The organism is Spirillospora sp. NPDC047279, assembly GCF_040643285.1.
Taxonomy (GTDB): Bacteria; Actinomycetota; Actinomycetes; order Streptosporangiales; family Streptosporangiaceae; genus Spirillospora.
The window spans coordinates 245,882-270,371 of sequence record NZ_JBEYUA010000003.1 but is presented as its reverse complement, the minus strand read 5'-3'; the positions used below and the strand labels follow the sequence as shown (position 1 = coordinate 270,371).

The window sequence follows — 24,490 nt, the reverse complement described above, 5'->3', positions numbered from 1 at the left end:
GACCGGGCCGGACGGCCCATTCGGCAGGCCGCAATCTGGAGATCGGCCGAATACCATGCGTGACGAACCCCTTCGTGTCCAGGATGGACGTATGGCAGCCTTCCCGTTGATGCCTGGGCACGACCACATCAACCTCGTGGCCGAACTGGACCCGGTGGCGGCGGTGCGGGACGAGGAGATCGGCGAGCGCATCCGGCGGTTTCCCAAGCTGATCCCGTTCGGGGCGCCCGACTTCGGCCACGCGGTGCAGGACGGCCCGGAGTGGCGCATCGGGGCCACCGGCGCCTGCGACCCGGCGGGCGCCCGCTTCGACCTGGCGCGCAGGCTGCGCGGGGAGGCCGAGAACGAGGAGGACGGCGGCGTCGTCCGGGCGCTGCGCGCCGCGGGCGACCGGCTCGACCCGCCGGAGGGCGACCCGCTGCCCAAGGACGAGTGGGAGATCGGCGCGCGGCGGTACCGCGTCATCCGCGTCGAACGCTTCACTCTGATCATGAACGGGGTGATGGAGCCGCCGCGCGTCACCGACGCCGACCTGCTGGCCGGCGACCCGCTGCTGCACGGCCATCTCATCGACCCGCTCGCGCCCGCCGGGCAGTGGGAGACCCAGCTCAGGCTCAACCTGGCCGGGTTCGTCCCCAACCCCGGCTCGGTCGCGGACGCCGTCATGACCGAGACCCGGCACGCCGTGCACACGCACGCCGGGGTCGTCCTGCTGCCGCCCACGTTCACCGTGCTGGAGATCAAGGACGGCACCGCCAAGCCCGTCACCGGCGGCCACGACCCCGACCAGGCCCGCGCGCATCTCGCCCGCTACTTCAGCGACGTGCTGCCCGAGCTGCGGGGTTTCCAGGGCGAGCCGCCGGCCCCCGCCGAGGTGGCCGAGTGGCGGCGGGCCGCGGCGGAGGTCGAGGCGACGGCCGGGCACGAGTTCGACGTGCTGGGACGGTGTTACCGCACGGTCCGCGTCTCCCGCATGATCCGCCTCGGGCGCGACGGCCCCGAGGCGCCCCGGGCGTCCGACCAGGAACTTTACGGCCTTCCCGAGGACGAATACCAGCACGAGGACTGACACGGCGCCCGGCCCGGGCACGTACGTCCCCGCCTCCGGCGCGGCACGCGGCTCATTCGGGCACGGCCGCGGGACCGGCTGCGGGGCGGACGGCGGGGAAGCCGTGGGCGCGGGCGGCGACGACGACCGCCAGGACGGGGACGAGGAGCACCAGGACGCTCCACGCGAACGACGTGTGGCCGAAGAGCCCGAGCAGGACGCCGCCGACGACACCGCCGCCCGCCATCGCCACGTTCCACAGCGTGACGAGCATCGCCTGGGCGCCGTCGGCGTGGTCGCCGCCGGCGTCGGCCACCGCGGTCTGCAGCAGGGTGGGCACGCCGCCCCAGCCGAGCCCCCACAGGGCCGCCGCCGCGTACACCAGCGCCGGGCCGTCCGCCAGGAGCGCCAGCAGCGCGGCGGCCACCGCGAGCAGCACCGTGCCGGCGATCATCAGGACGCGGAGGCGCCGGTCGATGCGCGCGCCCACGATCCAGATGCTGACCAGCGACGCGGCGCCGAAGACCAGCAGGACCAGGTCGGTGGCGCCGCCCATGCCGGTGCGTTCGAGGAACGTGGCGACGTAGGTGTAGAGGATCGTGTGGGCGAGGACGAAGACCAGGGTGACGAACAACACCGGCGCCACGCCCGGCACGGTGAGGGCGCGCAGGATCGGGGCGCGGTCGCCCTGCCGCTGCCCGGGGAGGTCGGGCACCAGGGCGATGATCCAGGCGATCAGGACGGCGGTGAGCACGGTCATGACGGCGAACGTCGCGCGCCAGCCGATCAGCTCGCCGAGGAACGTGCCCGCGGGCACGCCGAGCGACAGCGCGACCGGGATGCCGGTCATGACGACCGCGATCGCCTTGCCCTGGAGGTGGACGGGCGCCAGGCGGCGGGCGTACCCGGCCAGCAGCGCCCACGCGACGCCCGCGGCGACCCCGGCGACGAAGCGCGCCGCCATGGTGAGCGCGTAGTCGCCGGACGCCGCCGTGACGGTGTTGGCGGCGGCGAACGCCGCCATCGCGGTCAGCAGCAGCCGCTTGCGCCGCCAGCCGGCGGTGGCGGCCGACAGCGGGATCGCGGTGAGCGCGGTGCCGATCGCGTAGATCGTCACCGCCTGGCCCATGGCGGGCTCGCCGACGTTCAGGTCACCGCTCATCGCGGGCAGCACGCCGGCGGGCAGGGTCTCGGTGAGGCTGGTGATGAAGACGGCCGTGGCCAGGGCGAGGAGGGCCGGGAGCGGGAGCCGGCCCGTCCCGCCCGGGGCCGGGGACGCGGTCTTGGCGGTCTCGGTCTGCATGCGACGAATGTTCGGCCCTGACATTGGTGTCAGATTCAAGGGAGGCGCCCCCGCCGGGCGCGCCTCCTCGCCGGGCGCGCGGCCCGCCGGGCACGTGACGAGGTCACAGGCCGGGCGATCACCGGCATCCTGGCCGTGGCGCGCACCATCTTCAGAGGCAGGTCGTTGAACTGCGCGGCGCGCAGGGTCGTGAACGGGACACCGGACTCGGTGATCGCCTGCTCGGCGCCGTGCTTGGCCTTGAAGTAGCCGATCGGCATGTCCCCGGCGCTCCCCTCCCCCGGCGGCCTGCGCTTCGAGCCGGTCGACAGCCGCGACGTGGCGGCACGGCTGGCCGAGCTCACCTTCGGCGGGCCCGCGGCGGGGCCGTCAGAGCGGCGGGGCGAAGGTCCAGCCGCGGGCGAGAAGCCGGTCCACGGCGGTGACCGCCGCCGCCAGCCGCCGCTCGTGCGGGCCGGTGACCATGACGTACGGGAGGCGGCGGCGGTCGAGCTCGGCGCGGAACCGCCCGGCCATGCGGACCCGGACGGACTCGCCGTCGCGCCAGCCGTCCTGCTCGAACGGCACGCCCTCGTGGTCGGTCAGGATCCACAGGTCGTGCCGCGCCCGCGCCGGGATCCGGCCGAGCTCGCCCAGGTACCGCTCGCGCCAGAGCGCGGTGGCGAACGCGTCGGTGTCGCAGATCAGCACCGGCGAGCCGACCCGCGCGGCGGCGTCCTCCCAGTCCAGCTGCCGTTCGGCGATGAGGGCGAAGTCGGCGGGCGTCCATTCGATGTCGTCCAGCCAGGCGCCCGGGCCGAGCCCGCCCACGCGTTCCTCGCAGTAGGTCCGGCCGTACTCGGGCACCCAGCGGGTCGCGGCGTACGGGCCGCCGAGCCCGGCGTAGTGCGCGGCGAGCGCGCGGGCGAGGGTCGTGGTGCCGGTGGACTCGGCGCCGACGACGACCACGCGCCGGGCGAGCGCGGCGCGCACCGGCGGCGCGAGGAAGTGCCAGTGCGCGACCGGGTCGGCGCGAACGGCGGTGCCGCTGACCGGGAACGTGCCGCGGGGTTCGTCGACGTCGTGCGCGACGGCGCCGAACCAGCGGGCCAGCTCCTTGCCGTACGCCTCGGAGCTGAAGACCGCGTCGATCCCCGGCTCGTCGCCCCACAGCAGCCGCAGCCCGTGCCGGAAGATCTCGACGTGCCGCCGCCAGACGTCCTGGTCGTCGTAGTCGACCTCGACGTCGTCCAGCACCGGCACGAAGTGCACGTGCGGTTGCGGATGGGTCTCGCGCAACCACGCCACCCGGTCGGCGAGCGGCACCGACTCCACCGGCGACGCGGCGACGACCACCGACAGCCGGTCACACGCCGCGGCGGCGGTGTCGATGAGGTGGTGGTGGCCGGCGTGCGGCGGATAGAACTTGCCGATCACCAGTCCGTGCGTCATGCCGGTACCGGCGCGGGTGCGCGGGCGGCCAGGTCCCGGCGCCAGGCGAGGACCCCGGCGACGCACAACCCGAGGAACACCACGTACAGCGCGGCGGTCAGGTAGAGCTCCTTGTAGGAGTAGAGCGGGATGTAGATGAGGTCGGCCAGGATCCACAACCACCACGACTCCAGCAGCTTGCGGCACTGCCCGTAGGTGGCGGCGAGCGAGATGGCGGTCGTGAGCGCGTCCCAGAAAGGCACGTTCGACCCGGTCCGGGTGTCCAGGACCCAGTACATGATCCCGGTGGCGGCGGCGCCGGCGACCGCGACGCCGATCCACTCGGCGCGCCGCGTCCGCCGGACGACCTCGGCGGTACGGTCGACGCCGCCGTAGAGCCAGGCCCACCAGCCGTACAGCTGGAGCACGACGTACACGATCTGCAGGCTCGCGTCGGCGTACAGCCCGCTGTCGAAGAAGATCAGCCCCAGCAGCACGACGTTGGCGATACCGATCGGCCAGTTGAGGATGTGCTGCCGCACCACGAGCGCGACCGTCACGACCCCGGTCACGAACCCCAGCACCTCGCCCCACGAGGTGGGCGTGCCCCTGAAGGTGAACGCGGGTGAGAGCAGGGGTTCCAGCAGGTCGTGCAGGGTCACCGGGGCCTCCAGATCACGTCCACGCGACCCTAACAAACCGCGATCTTCGCGAACCGTCCCGTTCGCGTCACATTCGCCGCCCCCGTTCCGTCATGTCGGTGATCTCAACGGAACCAGACAAGGACCACGATGACGGACACCTCCCGGCGCCGGGTGGTCAGTCCTGGGTGATGAGGTTTGCGAGGAGCCGGCGGCTCTGGTCCTCCCAGTGGGAGAGGCCGAGCCGCCGGTGCACGTCCAGGGAGGCCTCGGCGTGCGCGACGGCCTGGTCGCGGCGGCCGAGGCGGGCGGCCAGCTCGGCGAGCACCAGGTGGGTGGAGCCCCAGCCCGCGGTGCCCATCCCGCAGATGACCAGCTGCCCGGCCCGCGGCGCGATCCGTTCGTAGGCCTCGGCCGGGTCCGGGACGCCGAGGCGGGCGGCGGCCAGGCCCCAGACGGGGATCAGGAAGTCGGCGATCCAGGTGTCGGGCACCTCGGTGCCCCAGCGCGCGACCAGGTCACGGGCGAGGTCGTCGCGGCCCGCCTCGGCCGCGGCCAGCACCGCGAGCGGCCGGAGCGGCACCATGTCCGGAACGTCCGCCGCGTTCACCAGGTCGTCGACCATCTCGGCGCCGCCGCCCCGGCCGCGCGCGCACGTGTAGCCGGTGACGTGGATCCGGAACCGCGCGCCCCACGGCGTCGACCCGAAGCCCAGCGCGGTGAAGGCGCCGACGAGCGCCTCGGCGTCGTCCCACCGCCCGTCGAGCGTCGCGCGCGCGGTCTCGGCGATGCGGACCATCGACTCCAGCTCGGGACGCGGCCGGTCGCCCAGCAGCACGCGGCAGCGGGCCAGCTCGCGGTCCCAGCCGGGCAGGTCGGCCGCGCGCAGCAGGCACGACATCAGGAACAGCCGGGCGATCAGCTCGGTCGAACGCGGGACGCCGGACAGCGCGGCCATCTCCTCCGCGGTCCTGCGCTGGGTCGCCGTCCCGCCGGGGACGAACGCGGCGAGCAGCAGGTTGTTGAGCGTCTGGGCGCGCAGCCCGGGGTCGCCGATCTTCCGGGCCAGTTCCACGCCCTCGGCGGCATGGCGCTCGCCCTCGGCCCGGCGCGGCCCGTAACAGAGCTCGACGCCCAGCGCGCCGAGCAGCGCCGCCCGGTCGCGGTCGTCCAGGGGGCGGGCGAGGAGGTCCTCGATCGCGGCGACGACGGAGTCCTTGACCACGCCGAACGGCCGCCAGTTCCACAGGGTCGGGCCGCTGAACGCGGTGATGACGCCGATGAGCGCGTCCTGGTCGTCCGCCCTGCGCGCGAGCTCGAACGCGTCGTCCAGGTCGCGGGACGCGCCGGTGGCGTCGCCCGCGGAACGCCGGGCGTTGCCCAGCCCGGTCAGCAGCCGGGCCCGTTCGGCGTCCGCGCCCGGCGCGGACGCGGCGAGCGCCAGTTCCCAGAACTCCACGGCCTCGGTGTAGGCGAGCTGGCCGGTGGCGTGGCGGGCCGCGCGGGCGGCGTGCTCGACCGCCTTGGCCGCTCCGCCGACCTTCGCCGCCCTGCCGAAGTGCCGGGCCAGGATCGCGGCCTGCGCCGCCGGCAGGACGGGTTCCAGCGCCTCGCCGACCCTCAGGTGCAGCCGCGAACGTTCCAGGCGGCTCAGGCCCGAGTACAGCGCCTCGCGGACGAGGCCGTGCGAGAAGCGGTAGTCGGCGCCGGTGGGCGGCTCGGTCAGGAGCCCGGTGGCGACGGCGGGTTCGAGCGCCATCATCACCTCTTCGGCGGTGGTCCCGGTGACGGCCTCCAGCAGGTCGATGCCGGCCTCGGCGCCCGCCACGGCGAGGGCGCGCAGCGTGCGGCCGGTCTCCTCGGGAAGTTGCGCGACCCGGCGTTCGATGACCTCGCGCGCCCCCGGCGGAACGGCGCCGGCGGCCTCGGCTCCGGCGGCGCCGCGCGCGCTCTCGCGCAGGCGCAGCACCTCGCCCAGGTAGAAGGGGTTGCCGCCGGTGCGTTCCAGCAGGTCGCCGACCAGGTCGGGCACCTCGGCGATGCCGCGCGAACGCAGGTAGGACGAGACGTCGGCGGCGGTGAACGGCCCGAGGTCGAACCGTTCGGTGCCCTCCAGCCGGGACAACCCGCCGAGCACGTCGCGGAGCTCGTCGGGATGGTCGCCGGGTTCGGGCCTGAGGGTGGTGAGCACGAGCAGCGGCCGCCGCACGGCCGCCTCCGCGACGTAGGCCAGGAGGCGGAGGGACGACACGTCCGCCCAGTGCAGGTCGTCCACGAAGACCAGCAGCGGCTCCCCGCCGCCGGTCAGCTCGGCGACGACACGTTCGTAGAGCTCGTAGAGCGCGGCGTCGGGGTCGTCGCCCGCGCTTCGCGCCTCGCCCGACAGCAGCCCGCCGTCGGCCCCGGCGTCGCGCAGCACCTGGGTCCACGGCCAGAACGCGGGCGCGGTGCCGTCCGTGCACCCGCTCCGCGCGACCCGGAATCCGCGGGACGCCGCCAGCTCGCCGATCTCGCGGGCCAGCCGGGACTTCCCGATCCCGGCCTCCCCGGTCACCAGGAGCACCCCGCCCCGACCGCGCCGGACCTCGCCGAGCAGGGCGTCCGCCCGTTCCAGATGACCGTCCCGAGCGATCAGCCCGTCGGACGGCGCCGCCGCGCCGCCCCGGGCCCGCGGCCCCGCGGACGCGGGTGCGGACGGCCCCGTGGGCGCGAGCGATCCCGCGGACGCGGGCGGTGGCGCCGACACGAGCGGGTGCGCGGACACGGGCGGGCGCGCGGGGCCGGCCGCGGGGGCGTCCAGGGACGGCGACTGCTCGAAGACCTCCTGCTCCAGCCGGCGCAGCTCGGGGCCGGGCTGGAGGGCGAGGTCCTCGTTCAGGCGTTCGCGGACGCGGCGGAGGGCGGCGAGCGCGTCGGCCTGGCGCCCGGCGCGGTAGAGGGCCAGGACGAGCAGGGCCCAGGCACGTTCGCGGTAGGGGTGGTCGTCGACCAGGGCCTCCAGGTCCGGGACGGCCGCCGCGGCCCCGCCGAGCGCCAGGCGCGCATCGAGACGATCCTCCAAGGCGGCCCCGCGCACCTCGGCCAGCCGGGCGACCAGGGGCTGCGCGAACTCCTGGTCGGCGAACTCGCCCAGCGGGTCGCCGCGCCAGGACTCCAGGGCCCGGTCCAGGATCTCCAGTGCCTCGGCATGGGCGCCCCGGGCGAGGGCCTGGCGCCCCTCCTCGGCCGCCGCCAGGAAACGTTCGAGATCGATCTGCCCGGGGGTGACGGCCAGCAGGTAGCCGGGTTCGCGGGTCAGGAGCACGCGCGGCGGCGTCCGCGGCGCCCGGCCGGGCTCCAGTACCTTGCGCAGATGGGCGATGTAGGCCTGGAGCGTCCGGGTGGCCCCGGCGGGCGGCTCCCCGGCCCAGAGCTCCTGGATCAGGCGGTCGAGCGACACCACGCGGCCGGGCTCGATCGCCAGCATCGCGAGCAGGGCGCGCTGCTTGCGGGTGCCCAGGTCGACCGGGGTCCCCGAGCCGTCGGTGACCTCCAGCGGGCCGAACATCCGGATCGACAGGCCGGCCGCCATCTCCACCTCGTGTCCAGTTCCTGCGCGGATGTCCTCAGCATAGGGCCCCGACCTGCGCCGACGGCCGTACGATCCAGCCCGGGGCGGGCCTCCCCGCCGGACCTCAGCTCGGTCCCAGCCCGATCCCAACAGGGCCGGGCGAGGCTGAGGTCATCACAACGGAGGGAAGATCATGAACATCCAGAACGCGATCAAGGGCCGGGCGCTGGTCTCCGGGGACGAGGGATTCGAGCGGGCGGCCCGCCCCTGGAACGTCGCGGTCACCCAGCCCGTGGACCTGGTCGTCGAGGCGGCGGACGCCGACGACGTGGCCGCCGCGGTGCGGCACGCCAAGCTGACCGGCCGGACGATCCTGGCCCAGCCCAGCGGCCACGGCGCGACCGGCGACGTCGAGGGCGCGATCCTGCTGCGCACCGGCGGGCTGGACGAGTTCGAGATCCGGCCGGACGAGCGGATCGCCCGCGTCGGCGCCGGAGTGCGGTGGGGCCGCGTGCTGGAGGCGGCGGGCCCGCTCGGGCTGGCCGGCCCGGCGGGCAGCTCGCCGGTGGTCAGCGTGACCGGCTACCTGGTGGGCGGCGGGCTCAGCTGGTTCAGCCGCAGCCAGGGCTTCGGGGCGGACGCCGTCCGCGCGTTCGAGGTCGTGGACGCGGACGGGGCGAAGGCCCGGGTGACCGCCGGTTCCGACCCGGACCTGTTCTGGGCGCTGCGCGGGGGCAGCGGCGAGTTCGCGATCGTCACCGCCGTCGAGTTCGAGCTCTTCCCGGCACCGGAGCTCTACGGCGGCCGCGTGATGTGGCCCGCCGCCCAGGCGCCCGCGGTGCTGGCGGCCTTCCGCGAGGTGACCGCGGCGGCGCCGGACGAGCTGGCGGTGTGGTTCGACCTGGTGCGGTTCCCCGGCGGCGAGCCGCTGGTGGCCGTGGACGCCACCTTCCTCGGGAGCGCGGCGGAGGGCGCCGCGCTGCTCCGCCCGTTCGACAAGGTCGAGGGCGTGCTGAACGACGGGCGCCGCACGCTGCCGGTCGCCGAGCTGGGCACCATCACCGCCGAGCCCACCGACCCCGCGCCCGGCCTCTCCCGCGCCGAGCTCCTGACCGAGCTGAACGACGAGGTGGCCGGGACGTTGCTGGAGAACCCGATCGACCCCCTCCTCAGCGTCCAGGTGCGCCACCTGGGCGGCGCGCTGGCCCGCCCGGACGGGAACGCCGGCGCCAGCGGCCGGATCGCCGAGCCGTACCTGCTCTACCTGTTCGGCATCCCGGCCGGGCCGGAGCGGGCGGCGGCCGTCGCGGCGAAGCAGACCGAGATCGCGAACTCCGTGTCGCGCTTCACCAGCGGCCGCAAGCCGTACACGTTCCTGGGCCCCGGCGACCACGCCGCGAGCGCGTTCTCCCCCGCGACGCTGGCCCGGCTGCGCGACATCAAGCGGACCCGCGACCCGCGGGGACTCTTCCGCGGCAACTACCCGCTCTGATCGCTCGACCCCGTACCTCGCCACCGCCCCGCCGGCCGCGTGCCGCCTCGTTCACTCTGTGTCGACCCGCTCCAGGCAGGCCCGCGAGCCGCCCTCCGGCCGTCCCGGCCGCCGTCCCGATCGGCGGCCGGGACGGCGCCGTGACGCCGTAAGCTCGTCCGGTCAGCGATCAAGGGATGGGCCGGGCATGACCGAGATGTTGCAGGCGAACGATCCGGTCGAGCTCGGCCGGTATCTGCTGAGCGGGCGGCTCGGGCGCGGCGGCATGGGCACGGTCTTCCTCGGCGAGGACCCCGACGGCCACCGGGTGGCGGTCAAGGTCATCAACCCCGAGCTGGCGGACGACCCGGTGTTCCGCGAACGGTTCGTGCGCGAGGTGGAGGCGGCCCGGCGCGTCCGGCGGTTCTGCACGGCGCCCGTGCTGGACGCGTCGCTGGACGGCGAGGAGCCGATCTTCGTCGTGACCGAGTTCATCGACGGGCCGACGCTCGACCAGGCGGTGGAACGGTCGGGGGCGCTGCGCGGATCCAACCTGGACGGGCTCGCCGTCGGGGTGGCGACCGCGCTGTCGGCCATCCACGACGCCGGGATCGTGCACCGCGACCTCAAGCCGGCGAACGTGCTGCTGTCGGCCGTGGGGCCCCGGGTCATCGACTTCGGCATCGCCCGCGCGCTGGACGCGCGGAAGGGCGTGACCACGACCGGGCACGCCGTCGGCACGCCCGCCTACATGGCGCCGGAGCTGCTGACGGGCGGTGCGATCAGCCCGGCGTCCGACGTCTTCTCCTGGGGTTGCGTCATCGCGTTCGCCGGATTGGGCGACAGCCCGTTCGACGGCCGGACCGTCCCCGAGGTGCTCTACAAGGTCGTGCACGAACCGCCCGGCCTGGACGGGCTCGACCCGTCGCTGCGGCAGGTCGTGGCGGCCGCGCTCGCCAAGAACCCCGCCGACCGGCCCACCGTCCCCCAGCTGCTGGAGCTGCTGGCCGGGCACCGCCCTCAGGGCGCGCTCGGTCCGGGCACGGCGCCCCGCACCGCGCGGCTGCCGCGTTCGGAGCGGCGTCCGCGTGCGGCCCGTTCGGCGAACGGGCCGCACGCGGCGGGCGCGGCGGGCCCGGCCGGTGCGATGGGCCCAGGCGGTGCGATGGGCCGGGCGGGTGCGATGGGCCCCGGGGATCCGGCGGGTCGTGGAGGCCCCGGACGGCCCGTGTTGTCCGGCGTGGCGGGCCTGGCGGTCTCCGCGCTGGCCGGCGCGCTCGCCGTCCTGATCGTCGCCGGGATCGTCGCCATGATCGTGCGCCCCTGGGCCGACGACGAGGCGTCCGCGAACGAGCCGCCGGCGAGCGGTGACGTCTACGCGCGGTACCTCGGCACCTGGACCGGCAAGGTCGACCGGCGGCGCGGCACGCGGGTGTCGTCGTCCGCCGCGACCATGACCATCGCCCGGGGCGGGCCCGGCCAGACGGTCGGCACCAGCGACTACCCCGCGCTGAACTGCAACGGCGGGCTCAAGCTGCTCGAGCTGACCTGGACCGACCTGCGCCTGGAGGAGCACATCGGCCAGGGCGCGTGCACGCCGGTCGTGACGATCACGCTCAGGTCCGAGAAGGACGGGACGCTGACCTACTCGTACCGGACGGCCTCGGACCAGGGCAGCGGACGCCTGCGCAAGGTCGCCTGAGCGAGGATGGGGCCATGTCCCGACGTTCTTCCTGCCCCTGCGGCCTGCCCGCCTCCTACGACGACTGCTGCGGGCGCCTGCACCGCGGCGAGGTCCGGGCCGAGACGGCCGAGCGGCTCATGCGCTCGCGCTACAGCGCGTTCACCGTCCAGGACGCGGACTACCTGATCAGGAGCTGGCACCCGGCGACCCGGCCCGCCGAGGTCGGCTTCGAGCCGGACCTCCGGTGGGAGGGGCTGGAGATCATCGGCACCGCGGCGGGCGGGCCGTCCGACACCAGGGGCACGGTCGAGTTCCGCGCCGCGTTCCGGCAGGGCGGGCAGGCGGGGTCGCTGCACGAGGTGAGCCGCTTCGTCCGGCACGACGAAGGCGTGTGGGTTTACCTGAAGGGCAATGTCACCTGACCCTGGAGTCCTATGAACCAAACCGGGTAACTTGCCATCAAAGCCAATCAGGAGCTTCTTTTCGACACCCCTCGGGACATGGTCTCCCCGGGGCCGGTCAGCAGGATGGCAAACGTTGCGCGTGGACAGGCGATTTCGTGTTCTGGGACTCTTGCTGGCCGGTGGCCTCGCGGTGTCCGCATGCCAGGGCGACTCGGGCGGTTCCGGTGGGGGCGGCGGTGGCGGCGGTTCGAAGGCCGCGCCCGCCAAGGTGACGATCACCCCCGCGTCCGACACCAAGAAGGCCCGTCCCGACTCCGGCGTCACGGTGACGGCCGCCGGCGGCAAGCTCGACGCGGTCAGCGTCAAGGCCGGGTCCAAGGACGTCGCCGGCACGTTCAACGCCGCGCGGACCGAGTGGAAGTCCACCTGGACGCTCTCCCCCAGCACCTCGTACGAGGTGAGCGCGACCGCCAAGAACGCCGACGGCGCCGCCGCGCAGGCCACCAGCAAGTTCAGGACGCTCAAGCCGGACGAGACCCTGTCGGCCTCGCTGGACTGGATCCTCGAGGGCAACCGCGGCAAGGAGTACGGCGTCGGGACGCCGATCATCCTCAACTTCGACCGCGAGGTCCACAACAAGGAGCAGGTCGAGAAGGCGCTGGAGGTCAAGGCCGAGAAGCCGGTCGAGGGCGCCTGGCGGTGGATCGGCAATCAGCAGGTGGTCTACCGCACCAAGACCTACTGGCCCGCGCACCAGAAGGTCACGCTCGTCGCCCACCTGGCCGGCGTGCGGTCGTCCAAGGGCGTGTACGGGACGAAGGACCTCACCCGCACGTTCGAGATCGGTGAGTCCCGGATCTCCACGGTCGACCTCAAGAAGCACCGCAGGATCACCAAGGTGGACGGCAAGAAGGAGAAGTCGGTGCCGGTCAGCGGCGGCAACGGCACCACCCTCGAATACACCACCACCAGCGGCATCCACCTGACCATGGAGAAGAACAACCCGACCCGCATGATCTCGCCGGGCCGCAAGAAGGGCGACCCCGGCTACTACGACCTGCTGATCAACTACGCGGTCCGGATCTCCAACAGCGGCGAGTACCTGCACCAGACCTCGGGCGAGTACTACTGCCTGGGCAGGGAGAACTGCAGCCACGGCTGCGTCCGGCAGCCCGACGCGGCCGCGGTCAAGTTCTACAAGAACTCCCAGCCCGGCGACGTCGTGATCGTCACCGGCACCCGGCGCGACCTGGACTGGCAGAACGGCTGGTCGTTCTGGGAGCTGTCCTGGGACAAGTGGAAGAAGGGCAGCGAGCTCGACTGACCCCGCGGTTCGGCAGGGGCCGATTCTGCGGGGGTCGGTTCGCTAGGGCAACCGACTAGCATGGCCGGGGTGAAGCGCACCCCCTTTGACAAGTGGCCCTGCTCGGTGGCCCGCACGGTCGACCTCCTCGGCGACTGGTGGACGCCGCTGGTGCTGCGCGAGGCGTCGTACGGGGTCACGCGCTTCGACGACTTCGTCACGAGCCTGCGCATCGGGCGCAACGTCCTCACGCAGCGGCTCAACCGGCTCGTCGAGGAGGGCCTGCTCGACAAGGTCCCCTACCAGGAACGGCCGGTCCGCTACGAATACCGCCTGACCGAGAAGGGCGAGGACTTCTTCCCGGTGCTGGCCGCCATGGTCCGCTGGGGCGACAAGTGGATGTCGGGCGACGAGGGGCCGCCGATCCTGCTGCGGCACACGACCTGCGGGCACACGACGCACGCCGAGGTCGTGTGCGCCGAGTGCCGCGAGCCGCTCGACCGCCGGCACGTCCGGCCCGAGCTGGGGCCGGGCTTCCCCCAACGCCTGCGCGAGAAGGCCGGGGAGCTACCGCGCTTCGCCGGCGGCGCCGCCGACCCCGCCACGGGCTCCGGCGGCTGAGAGGGAGTCCACCGGCAGGGCCTCCACCCTGGCGGGCACGTGCTTGTGCCACGGCGTGCCCGCGAACGCGTCGCGGTCCTCCGCCGCGGTGAGCTCGTTCGGCGCCACGCCGGCCGTCTGCCCCTCGCCGTCCGACAGGCCGAAGCCGTTGGGCAGCGAGACGTGTCCCGGGCGCATCCGGTCGGTCGGGTCGACGGTGACCTCGGTGCTGCCGCGCCTGGTCGTGAGCCGCACCCGGTCGCCCGCGGCGACGCCGAGCCGCGCCGCGTCCGCCTCGTTCATCCGCAGCGTGCCCGCGGCGTCGCGGCGCCGCCAGCCGGGGTCGCGGATGATCGTGTTGGCGGTGAACGCGCGCCGCTCGCCCGCCGACAACACGAACGGCCAGTCCGCCTGCGGGCCGGGGCGCGGGCGGTCGGCGAGCCGGGCGACCTCGCCCAGCAGCTCAGGGACGTCCAGCCGGATCCGCCGCCCGCCTAGCCGCCGCCAGGTCTCGTCGTACTCGTCGTCGGTGATGACCACGCCGCGCGGGCCCGACACGATCGCGTCGAAGAGCCGTTCGCCCGCCTCGAACCCCTCGCCGTACCCGGCGCGCCGCACGCCGTCCGGGTTGGACTGGGCGCACTTGTGCGCGGCGGCCCAGAGCGCGGCGGCCGACGCGGCGCCGTCCGGCAACGTCGGGCCGAGGGTCCGGTAGAGCAGCACCGCCCCGAGCCGGGCGAGGTCGGGCCGTTCGGCCAGCGTGGTCAGGAACGCCTCCGCGAACGCCTGCCGCCCCCTGGCGGCCGCCTCCCGGAGCGGCGCGTAGTCGTCCTCGCCGAGCGCGCCCGCGGCCTCGACCAGCCGGGCGTGGATCTCGGGCTCGGGCAGGACGCCGTCCGGCGCGTCGACCACCGGGTGGCGCAGATGGAAGATGTTGCGCGGGAAGTCGAAGTTGAAGAACGTCGCCTCGTGCTTCTCGTACTGCGTGGGCGCGGGCAGCACGTAGTCGGCCAGCCGCGCGGTCTCGGTCATCGCGACGTCGATGACCACCACCAGCTCCAGCGCCTCCAGCGCCGCCCGCATCGCGGCCGAGTCGGCGAGCGAGTGCGCCGGGTTGGCGCTCTCGACGAGCATCGCGCGGTACCGGTCCGGATGGTCGGTGAGGATCTCCTCGGCGATCACGTTGCACGGCACGAGCCCGCCGATGATCTGCGCGCCGGCCACCGGGCTGCGCGGCCCCTCGCCCGCCGGATGGCCGCGGTCGCGCCCGATCGGCGCCAGCGCGGAGAACACGTACTGAGCGCCGCGCTTGCCCAGGTTGCCGGTCAGCAGCCAGATCAGCTTCTCGACGTAGCTGACCACCGTGGAGTCGCGGTTCATCTGGACGCCGAGATCCTCCAGCACCGCGACCGACGACGCCGCCGCCAGGCGCCGGGCCGCCGCGCGGACGAGGTCCTCGTCCACGTCGGCGATCCCGCAGCAGTCCGCGACGTCCACCGCGGCCAGGACGGCCGTCACCGCCGCCACGCCGTCGGCGTGCTCGGCCAGCCATCCGTCCGCGATCAGCCCCTCCTGCACCAGCACCGCCGCCAGCGCCGTGAGCAGGTAGAGGTCGGTGCCCGGCCGCACCCTCAGATGGAAGTCGGCGAGCTCGGCGGTCTCGGTCCGGACCGGATCGATCACGATCATCGACCGTTCCGGGTCCTTGGCGATCTCCTTCAGCACCGACCTGGCCCGCGGGAAACCGTGCGACTGGTAGGGGTTCTTGCCGACGAACAGGGCGACCTCGCAGTGCTCCACGTCCGCCCGGTTGGGCAGGCCGAGCATCCGCGCGTTCACCCAGAACTCGCCGGTCTTCTCCTGCGCGAGCGCGCTCGACCGGTAGCGCATGCCGAACGCGTGCATCGTCGCCGGGGCGTACGCGCCGCCGAGGTGGTTCCCCTGGCCGCCACCGCCGTAGTAGAAGATCGACTGCCCGCCGTGCGTCGCCCCGATCTCCTGGAGGCGCGCCGCGATCTCGGCGATCGCGGTGTCCCAGCCGATCTCCTCGAACGTGCCGTCCGCGCGGCGCCGCAGCGGCCGGGTGATCCGCCCCGACCGGCCGTTCTGGTAGTGGTCCAGGCGCAGCGCCTTGTTGCAGGTGTAGCCCTGGGAGGCCGGATGGGCCCTGTCACCGCGGATCTTGTCGAACGTCCTGCCGTCCGCCCCCACCAGGATCTCGATCCCGCAGTTGCACTCGCAGAGGATGCAGGCGCTCGGCCGCCACTCGCCCGCGGCCGCTCCGGTCTTGCCCATCGGACCTCCCTGGGTCGCTCGCGCTCCCTGGGCGGCACTCTAACGGAGTCAGTTCTTTAGCGAAACCCACTCATCCGTACATCATCAGCCCGCCGAACGCGCTCCAGGAGGCGGTGCAGAAGACCACGGCCGTGACGGCCATCGCCAGCCCGAGCGCACCCGGCCTGAACCGGCTGGTGGCCAGCGCGACCAGCCAGTGCACGACGCCGATGAACGCGGCCGCGACGGCGAACGCCCACCACGCCCGCGCCGCCCCGTTCGGCTGCACGTAGAGCGTGAACATCAGCAGCAGGGCGACGGTCCCCGCGGTGAACAGCCCCGCCAGCACCCAGGCCGCGACCCGGCCCGCCCCCAGCGCCTTCTCGATCATGATCGTCTCGTACCCGCCGGAGTGCCAAGCCGCGGTCACGCGCTTCCTCCCGAATCCCCAACAACACCACCCGTCTCCGGCGATGCCGGGCCCTTGATAGACATAGGGCGTGATCAAGGTGCTGCTGGCCGATGACCACCATGTCGTGCGGGGCGCGCTCGCCGCCCTCCTCGACCTGGAACCCGACCTGACCGTGGTCGCCCAGGTCGGCACGGGCGACAAGGTCGTCGCGACCGCCCGCGCGACCGGCCCCGACGTCGCCGTCCTCGACGTCGACATGCCAGGCCTCGACGGCCTCACCGCGGCCGCCGACCTCCACACCGCGCTCCCCGCCTGCCGCGTCCTCATCCTCACCGGCCACGGCAAGCCCGGCCACCTGCGCCGCGCGCTGGGCGCCCACGTCAGCGGCTTCCTCCTCAAGACCGCCCCGCCGGACGACCTGGTCGCCGCCGTCCGCGCAGTCGCCGAGGGCCGCCGCGTCCTCGACCCCAGCCTCGCGCTCACCGCCTGGGACGTCACCGAGAACCCGCTCACCCCGCGCGAGACCGACGTGCTCCGCCTGGCCGCCGAGGGCGCCGAGGCCCCCGAGATCGCCGAACGCCTCCACCTCACCCCGGGCACCGTGCGCAACTACCTGACCGCCGTCGTCACCAAACTCAACGCCCGCAACCGCACCGACGCCGCCCGCATCGCCACCGACGCCGGCTGGATCTGACGCCGGTCCGCCGCCGGCCCGCCGGTGAGGGTGTGCGGAGAGTGATGGATCGCGGGCGCCCGCACAAATTTCTGGAGAAAAATCGAGCGGCCGGATCCGGCGCGCGCGGGCCCGCCGGGCAGAGCGGGTTCGGCCATACCAGTCGAGGGTGGGGTGTGGACCGGACGGCCGGTCGCGGCCGGGGCACGGACGGGCCCGGGCGGCGGGACGGGTAACAGTTAAGACTCCTACTAACTGGACCTCTTGAACTGGTACGGACCACCTCTTATCTTCATGGCCACGCGCGATTCTGCTCGTAGGGCACTCGCACCGCGCACAATTTTTCATGCGCGCAAGGGGGGTGAACGGCGGCTTCCGGCCGCAGAGGGACCACGCCAAGCGGCCACGCGCCGCACCGGGGGGTTGGCGGCAAGCGAACCAGGGCGTCACGGGCGCCTCGTAGTGAAGCCGGAGAAGGCGGGGACAGATGAAGCGGCACCTCATGGGCGCCATGGCGGTGGGTCTGACGTTGGCCCTCGGCGTGAGCGGCTGCAGCAAGGGAAGCTCGTCGGGCGACGGCGACTCGGACGGCAAGACGATCAAGTTCGTCGCGGCGATCTACGACGACAACACCAAGGGTTTCTGGGACGGCCTCATCAAGGACTTCGAGGCCAAGAACTCCGGCTACAAGGTCCAGCTCGAGATGGTCGACTGGACGCAGATGGACGCCAAGGTCAAGACCTACGTCCAGACCAAGCAGGTCCCCGACGTCCTCAACTACAACGCGTTCTCCGACTTCGCCCGGGACGGCCTGATCTACAAGGCGTCCGAGGTAGTGTCCCCGCAGGTGCTGAGCGACTTCACGCCCACGTTCGTCGAGCAGGCCAAGTACCAGGGCGAGCAGTACGGACTGCCGTTCATCAGCAGCGCGCGGCTGCTGTTCTACAACAAGGACCTGCTCGGCAAGGCCGGCATCAACGAGCCGCCGAAGACCTGGGCGGAGGTCAAGACCGCCGCCCAGAAGATCAAGGCCAAGGGCACCATCGGGTACGGCCTGCCGCTCGGCCCCGAGGAGTCGCAGGCCGAGTTCTACTCCTGGACGATGAACAACGGCGGCGGCTGGGTCGACGCGTCCGGCAAGTGGACCATCGACCAGCCGGCCAACGTCGAGACGCTGGAGTACCTGCGCGACCTCAACAAGTCGGGGCTGACGCAGCCGAACCCGGAGACGACCGACCGCAAGACGGTCTTCAACCAGTTCGCCCAGGGCAAGATCGGCATGGCCATCGGCGGGCCGTTCACCCGTGAGGCGTTCATCAACAAGGTCAACAAGGACCTGCCGTACGGCGTCGCGCCGCTGCCGAGCAAGAGCGGCACCGAGCACAACACCCTCGGCGTGATGGACGTGCTCGCCGCGTTCAAGAAGAGCGACGGCAAGAACAAGGACGCCATCACCAAGTTCCTCAACCACTTCTACCAGGCGGAGAACACCTCCAAGTTCCTCAAGCTGGAGGGCTTCCTGCCGGTGACGAAGTCGGCCGGCGACGCGCTGAGCGCCGACCCGTACTTCAAGCAGTTCGTGGACGCGCTGCCGACGTCGAAGTTCGCGCCGACCGGCAACCCGGCGTGGAGCGCGGTCGCCGGCGCCGTGAAGCAGGACCTCGGCTCCGCGGTGTCGACCAAGGACCCGAAGAAGGTGCTGGGCGACATCCAGGCGACCGCCGAGAAGAGCGGCAGCTGAGTTGCAGGACTTGAAGACCCGTGGTGCCGGGGCGGTCGCCGCCCCGGCACCACGTGCCACGTTCGGGCGGCGCCTGCTCCGCGCGCTCGCGCCGCTGCCCTGGCTCGGCCCGTCCATCCTGCTGATCCTGGTCGTGGTGTTGTGGCCGGTCGTCGAGATGGTCCGCACGTCCACCCTGAAGATCAGCTCTTCGGGTGTGACGCTCGGGTCGAACGGGACCACGAACTACTCGGACCTCTTCGCCGAGGACGACCTGCTGCCGGTGCTGGGACGCACGCTCTTCTGGGTCGTCGGCGTCGTGGTCGTCACGCAGGTGTTGTCGCTGGCGCTCGGGCAGCTGCTCAACGCGCGCTTCCCCGGGCGCCGCGCCGTGCGGTGGGCGGTGATCGTGCCGTGGGCGGCGTCGGTGCTGATGACCGCGCTCATCTGGAAGTGGATGCTCGACAACTACTCGGGCCTGGTCAACCGCGTCCTGCTCGACCTCAACGTCATCGACAAGCCGGTCAACTGGCTGGCGCACCCCGAGTGGGCGATGATCTGGATGATGTGGGTGGCGGTCTTCGTCTCCCTGCCGTTCACCTCGTTCGTCATCCTCGCCGGGCTCCAGACCATCCCGGACGACGTGTACGAGGCGGCGCGCGTCGACGGCGCCACCGGCCGGCGCACGTACTTCCAGATCACGCTGCCGCTGCTACGCCCCGCGATCCTGATCGCCTCGATCGTGAACGTGATCAACGTCTTCAACTCGTTCCCGATCATCTGGGCGATGACCGGCGGCGGCCCCGGCCACGCCACCGACACCACCACGACGTTCATGTACAAGATCGCGTTCTATGACCAGAACGTGGGCGAGTCGGCGGCCATGGCGGTCGTCAACTTCGCGCTCGTGCTCATCATGGTGCTGCTCTACCTGCGCGCCTCACGCTGGCGGGAGGAGGTCCGATGAGGCCCCGCACTGTCATCCTCGCCGGCCTCGGCTGGCTGGTCGGGCTGTTCTTCCTGGTCCCGTACATCCAGATGTTCCTCACCTCGCTCAAGCCCGAGGACGAGCTCACCAGATCGCCCGGGACCTACCTGCCGTCCGACTGGAAGTGGTCGAACTACATCGACGTCTGGTCGTCCCAGCCGATCTGGCAGAACATGCAGGTCTCCCTGGTCGTCTCGGCCGCCGCGACGCTGGTCACGCTCCTGTGCGCGCTGCCCGCCGCCTACTACACCGCGCGCAACCGGTTCCGCGGCCGCAACGGCTTCCTGCTGCTCGTCCTCATCACCCAGATGTTCGCGCCCACCGCGCTGGTGATCGGCATCTACCGGGAGATGGTCGCGCTCGACCTGACCGACACCCTGCTCGCGCTGATCCTGGTGAACGCGGCGTTCAACCTGCCGTTCTGCGTGTGGATCCTGCACGGCTACTTCGCCAGCATCCCCAAGGAGCTCGAGGAGGCGGCCTTCCTGGACGGCGCGGGCCGGATGAGCGCCCTGACCCGGGTCACCCTCCCCATCTCGCTGCCCGGCGTGGTGACGGCCGTCGTCTACACGTTCATCGCGGCCTGGAACGAGTACATCATCGCCCTCACCGTGACGGCCTCGCCCAACCGCCGGCCGCTCACCGTCGCGATCCCCTCGTTCGTGACCCAGTACCAGGAGCACTGGCAGTTCCTGTTCGCCACCTCGCTGATCGCGATCGTCCCCGTCGTGATCCTCTTCATCTTCATCGAGCGGTACCTGATCGGCGGCCTGACCGCGGGGTCGGTGAAATGAGCGTCATCGCGATCGACGTCGGCGGCACGTCCATGAAGGGCGCGATCATCGCCGGCGGCGACGTCCTGGAGACCGAGCGCCGCCCCACCCTCCGCGAACGCGGCCCGGACGTGGTGGTCGACTCCATCCTCGACTTCGCCGCCGACCTCAAGGCACGCGCCGCGCTCAAGGGCGGCGCCCCGCTCGCGGCCGGCCTCGCCCTCCCCGGCATCGTGGACGACGCGACCGGCACCGCCGTACGTTCCGCCAACATCGGCTGGGAGAACGTCCCCGTCCGCGACCTCGCCACCGCCCGCCTGGGGCTCCCGGTCGCCGTCGCGCACGACGTCCGCACCGGCGGCGTCGGCGAGGCCGCCCACGGCGCCGGCCGCGACACCTCCGACTTCCTCTTCGTCCCCATCGGCACCGGCATCGCCGCCGCCCTGATGATCAACGGCGCGCCCTATCCCGGCGCCACCTCCTGGAGCGGCGAGATCGGCCACATCGTCGTCCGCCCCGACGGCGAACCCTGCGCCTGCGGCGCCCGCGGCTGCCTGGAGACCTACGCCTCCGCCGCCTCCATCTCACGCCGCTACAGCGCCCTGCGCGTCCCCGTCCGCGCGTCCATCGGCATCTGGGGGACCGAGTCCCCTCCCCCTTCCGGACCGCACGTCCCCGCCGAGGAGGTCATCGCCCGCGCCGAGTCCGGCGACGTCCTGGCCTCCCGCGTGTGGACCGAGGCCCTGGACACGCTCGCCGACGCCCTGGCGACCGCCACGATGATGCTCGACCCCTCCCGCATCGTCATCGGCGGCGGCCTCGCCGAAGCGGGCCCCCGCCTCTTCGCCCCTCTCGCCGTGCGCCTCGCCCAGCGCCTCCCGCTGCGGCCGCCGCCGCCCCTGGTCCCCGCCCAGCTGGGCACGGAGGCCGCCGTGCACGGCGCCGCCGTCCTGGCCCTCCACGCCGCCGAGACCTGACCCACACCCCGGACAGTCCCTCCCGTTCACAGCCAGCCGAACCAAAGCCGCACGAGAGAGCTCCCCTCAATCCAGTCATGGCCACGGCACCGCGGAGCGCGCGCCACAGCCGCCCTCCGGCCTCGACCGCCTGTCGCGCGTCAGACTTAGTGGCGCAGGAGTTAGTTGGGACTTCTGTGCCTGAAGGAGACGCATCGTGAGTCGCCCCCCACAGTTCTGGGTGGAGGACAAGCTGCGGATCGTGTTGTCGGTCCTGGCTGGTGAGATGACGGTCGCGGAGGCGGCCCGGCGGAACAAGACGTCGGGGACCTCGGTGGCCAAGTGGAAGGCCCAGTCCCTGGAGGGTGGAAAGCAGGGCCTGGCGTCGGCCCGGTCGTCGGGTGCCTCGACCAGGGAGAAGCAGTTGGAGGCCGAGATCGCCGATCTGCACGCGGCGCTGGGTGAGGCGCATGTGCAGCTGCGGGCGTGGAAGAAGTCGGCCGAGGGGCGCCTGGCCCCTTCGCGGACCTCGAGGTGATCCGCCAAGACGCGGCGATGCCGATCTCGAGGTTCTGCCGGCTGACCGGCATCCCGCGCCGCACCTGCACCCGGTGGCGTGCCAAGCAGGCGGTCCAACGGCCGCCCAAGGGACCATGGCCCGCCCCGGTCGTGGATGAGATCGAGCCGACGGCGGCCAAGTACGCCGCGGACTGGCCGGCCTGGGGCCACCGCAAGATTCACTGGCTGATGGCCGCGGACGGGCACACCGCCTCGGCCTCCAGTGTGGAGCGGGCGATGCGACGCCGTGGCCTGCTCCAGCCGATCGACTACCAGGGCGAACGCCGCCGGCTCGCAGCGGTGCGCAAGACTGCGTTCGCCGATCCGCCCACCGCGCCGAACCAGGTGTGGCAGCTGGACTTCTCCGAGCACGAGACCACCGCGGGCGGGATCTGGCGGATCGCCGGGGTGACCGACTACTTCACCAGGTACGAACACGGCTGGCACATCGCCCCGACCTGCACCGGGGCCGATGCCATCGCCGCGGCGCAACTGGCGATCGCCGAGGCCGAGCGATTGGCGGGCTGCGCGCTGGAACAGGCCTTGGCCGACCCGGTGACGGGCGAGCCAGCCAAGATCAAGCTGGTCACCGACAACGGGCCCGCGTTCAAGGGCGCCGCGTTCGCTCGGTTCATCGCGGGCCGGACCGAGTTCGTGCATATCCGCCCCCGCCGCCGCTCACCCGGCCAGAACGGCGTCCGCGAGCGCGCGTACGGATCGCTGAAGTACCAACACCTGTACCGGATCGAGATCGACGATCTGCCTGCGCTGGCCCGCGAGGCCGAGACCTATCGGCAGATCTTCAACCACATCCGGCCCCATCAGAGCCTCGGCGGCCACCGGCCGATCGAGATCTACACCGACCCGAGCCTGCATCCCAAACTTTCAGACCCGGGTTTCTGAGCCCAATTCTTGACGCGGGACACGCCCACCTACGGGCGAACTCAGGTCAGGCACCAACCGCTGCCAAAGACAACCAACCTAGGCGGGTTCCTTGGTTGTCGTCCCGTCCAGCAAGCAGCCCAGCAAGACCCCGGGGCAGCCGCGCTACGCCGCCTGTGAGCAGGCCTGTGGACCCGGCGGGGGGCTGGTGCCGGGTCTCAAGGCGGTGTGCGGGTGGTTGCTCAGGCCGCGAGGTGGTGATCATCCCAGGGGTTATCGCCGCCTGGGTCGGGTGATCGTCCCGTGGGCCATCTGTCCCGTCTGGATCTCGCCACCCCGCCAGGCGGCAGCGTCCGGTAGACGTACAGTCCGTGCTGGTTCTTGCTGATGTTGATCTGGTCGGGGTGGGTGTGTTTCCACCTGTTGTGCCAGCCGCAGCACAGCGCGAGCTTGTCGATGTCGGTCGGGCTCTGTCCCAGTGCCCATCCGTCGATGTGGTCGACTTCGCAGAGGAAGCCGGGGACTTCGCAGCCGTGGACGGCGCAGCTGTCGTACTGGGTTTCCAGCACCCTGCGTTGGCCTGGGCTGGCGATGCGGGTGGTGTGGCCCAGGTAGAGCGGCACGTTCCCCGGCCCCAGGAGCAGCGGTGAGACGCCGGCGGTGAGCGCCAGCCGCCGCACCTGCTCGGCCGGGATGGGGGTGCCGTCCCGCAGCCAACCGGGCGCATCCTCGCCCATCAGCGTCTCCAGGTTGGCGATGACGGTGACGCGGGTGTCGTTGTGCCCGTGTGACAGCACGGTGGTGAGGGCGGCTGCCGTCCGTTCACCCAGGTCTCGTCGGTCGTCGGCCCCGGCTGGTTTGGCCAGGTGGCCGAGGGTGCCGTCCAGGATCGCGGCGTCTTCGGGATTGAGCCACCCGTTCACATACGACCCACCATCCAACGACCGGCTCAACGTCAACCACGAACGCTCGTACCCGCGCTTGACGTCCTCAGGCGCCTTCTCGGTGCCGTCGACCTCAGAGACCAGATCGTGGATCTTGCGGCCCAATCGGGCGACCTTGCCCGCCGACAGCCCGTCGTTGGCGGCGTTCAACAGGATGTCCTCGGCGGCCGCGCAGTCCTCATCGTTCAACCGCTGCACGGCGTCGGCAACCGTAGCCGCGTAGCCGAGCGACAGGGCACCGGCAGCCAGGTCCTTACTCACCCGCTCCAAACGCGGCAACTGCCGGGCCAGGGTGACGCGTTCTTTCGCGCGGCCTTCCCGCATCCCCAGACGGCAGCGCAGCCACGCCTGGGTGGACGGCAGCCCCCAGTGCTTCATTTCACCGGTGCGGTCCACCGTCGCGATCATCGCGGCCAATGCGAATTCGCCTTGATCGAACGCGCGCGCCAGGTCTTCGGCCAGCTCCATGCAGGCAGACCCGGAGTCGGGTGCGGGGCGGTGGGCGAGGTGGGTGGCGATCGCGGCTACCGCTTCCACCAATTCCGCGGTGGAGGCGGTCTCTAGATCCGCGACGATCGAATGCATGTCTTGATTATATCGATGGTGACGGATTGCAATTATCTGATTACGGACATTTCGATTGGCCGCAGCTGGCCAACAATTCCCTGGCCGGTGGGCGGGCGGATCTTTCGTCCCACGGCGGTGGGTGCGCGGCCCGGCACGGGTGAGCCGGAGTCTAAGCCGGTTGCTGCAGGTGGACGGCTGAGCGGAGCCGAACTGACCCACCGCGCACGCCCTTCCGCCCTTCCGCCCTTCCGCCCTTCCGCCCTTCCGCCCTTCCGCCCTTCCGCCCTTCCGCCCTTCCGCCCTTCCGCCCTTCCGCCCTTCCGCCCTTC

21 protein-coding genes are annotated in these 24,490 nt (G+C 72.4%); 13 read left to right on the top strand and 8 right to left on the bottom strand.

All coding sequences use genetic code 11. The annotated features are described in order from the left end of the window. The first annotated feature begins 109 nt into the window (after window positions 1-109). Window positions 110-1,069 carry a DUF5954 family protein gene (locus ABZ810_RS08395; RefSeq protein WP_358400883.1) on the top strand — a complete coding sequence of 320 codons (960 nt, stop codon included), beginning with the start codon at window positions 110-112 and terminating at the stop codon, window positions 1,067-1,069. 52 nt (window positions 1,070-1,121) lie between these two features. Here ABZ810_RS08395 and ABZ810_RS08390 read toward each other — a convergent pair whose 3' ends face one another. From ABZ810_RS08390 to ABZ810_RS08370, 5 genes are all read right to left on the bottom strand, one after another. Continuing rightward, complete coding sequence (locus ABZ810_RS08390) at window positions 1,122-2,351, bottom strand: MFS transporter (protein ID WP_358400881.1); 1,230 nt, start codon at window positions 2,349-2,351, stop codon at window positions 1,122-1,124. Between the two features lie 35 nt (window positions 2,352-2,386). Continuing rightward, on the bottom strand, window positions 2,387-2,695 hold the full coding sequence (locus tag ABZ810_RS08385; protein WP_358400879.1) for a hypothetical protein: 309 nt from the start codon (window positions 2,693-2,695) through the stop codon (window positions 2,387-2,389). Window positions 2,696-2,720: 25 nt separating this feature from the next. Then, entirely contained in the window at window positions 2,721-3,782 is a 1,062-nt protein-coding gene (locus ABZ810_RS08380; protein WP_358400876.1) for an AAA family ATPase, read from the bottom strand. Further along, window positions 3,779-4,423 carry a nicotinamide riboside transporter PnuC gene (gene pnuC, locus ABZ810_RS08375; protein ID WP_358400873.1) on the bottom strand — a complete coding sequence of 215 codons (645 nt, stop codon included), beginning with the start codon at window positions 4,421-4,423 and terminating at the stop codon, window positions 3,779-3,781. Before pnuC ends, ABZ810_RS08380 begins: the two co-directional genes overlap by 4 nt. A 157-nt stretch (window positions 4,424-4,580) precedes the next feature. Continuing rightward, window positions 4,581-7,973 carry a BTAD domain-containing putative transcriptional regulator gene (locus tag ABZ810_RS08370; RefSeq protein ID WP_358400870.1) on the bottom strand — a complete coding sequence of 1,131 codons (3,393 nt, stop codon included), beginning with the start codon at window positions 7,971-7,973 and terminating at the stop codon, window positions 4,581-4,583. Window positions 7,974-8,145: 172 nt separating this feature from the next. Between ABZ810_RS08370 and ABZ810_RS08365 the strand changes: the two genes are divergently transcribed. From ABZ810_RS08365 to ABZ810_RS08345, 5 genes are all read left to right on the top strand, one after another. Then, the gene (locus ABZ810_RS08365) at window positions 8,146-9,444 is read left to right on the top strand and encodes an FAD-binding protein (RefSeq protein ID WP_358400867.1); all 1,299 of its coding nucleotides are present in this window, start codon (window positions 8,146-8,148) and stop codon (window positions 9,442-9,444) included. Window positions 9,445-9,631: 187 nt separating this feature from the next. Further along, on the top strand, window positions 9,632-11,125 hold the full coding sequence (locus tag ABZ810_RS08360) for a serine/threonine-protein kinase (protein WP_358400864.1): 1,494 nt from the start codon (window positions 9,632-9,634) through the stop codon (window positions 11,123-11,125). 14 nt (window positions 11,126-11,139) lie between these two features. Beyond that, window positions 11,140-11,529 (top strand): YchJ family metal-binding protein, encoded by a 390-nt coding sequence (locus tag ABZ810_RS08355; protein ID WP_358400862.1) that lies wholly within the window; start codon window positions 11,140-11,142, stop codon window positions 11,527-11,529. Between the two features lie 172 nt (window positions 11,530-11,701). Next, complete coding sequence (locus tag ABZ810_RS08350; protein ID WP_358400859.1) at window positions 11,702-12,835, top strand: Ig-like domain-containing protein; 1,134 nt, start codon at window positions 11,702-11,704, stop codon at window positions 12,833-12,835. A 69-nt stretch (window positions 12,836-12,904) separates the two neighbouring features. Continuing rightward, a complete protein-coding gene (locus ABZ810_RS08345; protein ID WP_358400857.1) occupies window positions 12,905-13,435 on the top strand; it encodes a helix-turn-helix domain-containing protein in 531 nt (176 codons plus the stop codon). On the opposite strand, the gene ABZ810_RS08340 is transcribed toward ABZ810_RS08345, so the two are convergent. Next, a complete protein-coding gene (locus ABZ810_RS08340; protein WP_358400855.1) occupies window positions 13,382-15,709 on the bottom strand; it encodes a molybdopterin-dependent oxidoreductase in 2,328 nt (775 codons plus the stop codon). The genes ABZ810_RS08345 and ABZ810_RS08340 overlap by 54 nt on opposite strands. Before the next feature lie 70 nt (window positions 15,710-15,779). Next, complete coding sequence (locus ABZ810_RS08335) at window positions 15,780-16,118, bottom strand: hypothetical protein (RefSeq protein ID WP_358400853.1); 339 nt, start codon at window positions 16,116-16,118, stop codon at window positions 15,780-15,782. A 70-nt stretch (window positions 16,119-16,188) separates the two neighbouring features. Between ABZ810_RS08335 and ABZ810_RS08330 the strand changes: the two genes are divergently transcribed. From ABZ810_RS08330 to ABZ810_RS08300, 7 genes are all read left to right on the top strand, one after another. Beyond that, a complete protein-coding gene (locus tag ABZ810_RS08330) occupies window positions 16,189-16,794 on the top strand; it encodes a response regulator transcription factor (protein WP_358400851.1) in 606 nt (201 codons plus the stop codon). A gap of 466 nt (window positions 16,795-17,260) precedes the next feature. Next, window positions 17,261-18,514, top strand: coding sequence for an extracellular solute-binding protein (locus tag ABZ810_RS08325; protein WP_358400848.1), 1,254 nt, complete (start codon window positions 17,261-17,263; stop codon window positions 18,512-18,514). 10 nt (window positions 18,515-18,524) lie between these two features. Next, window positions 18,525-19,460, top strand: coding sequence for a sugar ABC transporter permease (locus ABZ810_RS08320; protein ID WP_358400846.1), 936 nt, complete (start codon window positions 18,525-18,527; stop codon window positions 19,458-19,460). After that, the gene (locus ABZ810_RS08315; RefSeq protein WP_358400843.1) at window positions 19,457-20,275 is read left to right on the top strand and encodes a carbohydrate ABC transporter permease; all 819 of its coding nucleotides are present in this window, start codon (window positions 19,457-19,459) and stop codon (window positions 20,273-20,275) included. Before ABZ810_RS08320 ends, ABZ810_RS08315 begins: the two co-directional genes overlap by 4 nt. Then, window positions 20,272-21,231, top strand: a complete 960-nt coding sequence (locus ABZ810_RS08310; protein WP_358400841.1) for an ROK family protein — start codon at window positions 20,272-20,274, stop codon at window positions 21,229-21,231. The genes ABZ810_RS08315 and ABZ810_RS08310 overlap by 4 nt, the downstream gene beginning before the upstream one ends. Window positions 21,232-21,427: 196 nt before the next feature. Further along, window positions 21,428-21,748, top strand: coding sequence for a transposase (locus ABZ810_RS08305; protein ID WP_358400839.1), 321 nt, complete (start codon window positions 21,428-21,430; stop codon window positions 21,746-21,748). 131 nt (window positions 21,749-21,879) lie between these two features. After that, window positions 21,880-22,671 carry an integrase core domain-containing protein gene (locus ABZ810_RS08300; RefSeq protein ID WP_358400837.1) on the top strand — a complete coding sequence of 264 codons (792 nt, stop codon included), beginning with the start codon at window positions 21,880-21,882 and terminating at the stop codon, window positions 22,669-22,671. A 221-nt stretch (window positions 22,672-22,892) separates the two neighbouring features. On the opposite strand, the gene ABZ810_RS08295 is transcribed toward ABZ810_RS08300, so the two are convergent. Beyond that, window positions 22,893-24,179: a DUF222 domain-containing protein gene (locus ABZ810_RS08295; RefSeq protein ID WP_358400835.1), complete on the bottom strand. Its 1,287-nt coding sequence runs from the start codon at window positions 24,177-24,179 to the stop codon at window positions 22,893-22,895. Window positions 24,180-24,490: the final 311 nt, after the last annotated feature.

Excerpts from the sequence above, each read along its gene's own strand:
- ABZ810_RS08395 (WP_358400883.1), top strand. The coding sequence starts at position 110 with ATGCCTGGGCACGACCACATCAACCTCGTGGCCGAACTGGACCCGGTG.
- ABZ810_RS08390 (WP_358400881.1), bottom strand. The coding sequence starts at position 2,351 with ATGCAGACCGAGACCGCCAAGACCGCGTCCCCGGCCCCGGGCGGGACG.
- ABZ810_RS08380 (WP_358400876.1), bottom strand. The coding sequence starts at position 3,782 with ATGACGCACGGACTGGTGATCGGCAAGTTCTATCCGCCGCACGCCGGC.
- ABZ810_RS08370 (WP_358400870.1), bottom strand. The coding sequence starts at position 7,973 with ATGGCGGCCGGCCTGTCGATCCGGATGTTCGGCCCGCTGGAGGTCACC.
- ABZ810_RS08365 (WP_358400867.1), top strand. The coding sequence starts at position 8,146 with ATGAACATCCAGAACGCGATCAAGGGCCGGGCGCTGGTCTCCGGGGAC.
- ABZ810_RS08360 (WP_358400864.1), top strand. The coding sequence starts at position 9,632 with ATGACCGAGATGTTGCAGGCGAACGATCCGGTCGAGCTCGGCCGGTAT.
- ABZ810_RS08355 (WP_358400862.1), top strand. The coding sequence starts at position 11,140 with ATGTCCCGACGTTCTTCCTGCCCCTGCGGCCTGCCCGCCTCCTACGAC.
- ABZ810_RS08340 (WP_358400855.1), bottom strand. The coding sequence starts at position 15,709 with ATGGGCAAGACCGGAGCGGCCGCGGGCGAGTGGCGGCCGAGCGCCTGC.
- ABZ810_RS08325 (WP_358400848.1), top strand. The coding sequence starts at position 17,261 with ATGAAGCGGCACCTCATGGGCGCCATGGCGGTGGGTCTGACGTTGGCC.
- ABZ810_RS08315 (WP_358400843.1), top strand. The coding sequence starts at position 19,457 with ATGAGGCCCCGCACTGTCATCCTCGCCGGCCTCGGCTGGCTGGTCGGG.
- ABZ810_RS08310 (WP_358400841.1), top strand. The coding sequence starts at position 20,272 with ATGAGCGTCATCGCGATCGACGTCGGCGGCACGTCCATGAAGGGCGCG.
- ABZ810_RS08295 (WP_358400835.1), bottom strand. The coding sequence starts at position 24,179 with ATGCATTCGATCGTCGCGGATCTAGAGACCGCCTCCACCGCGGAATTG.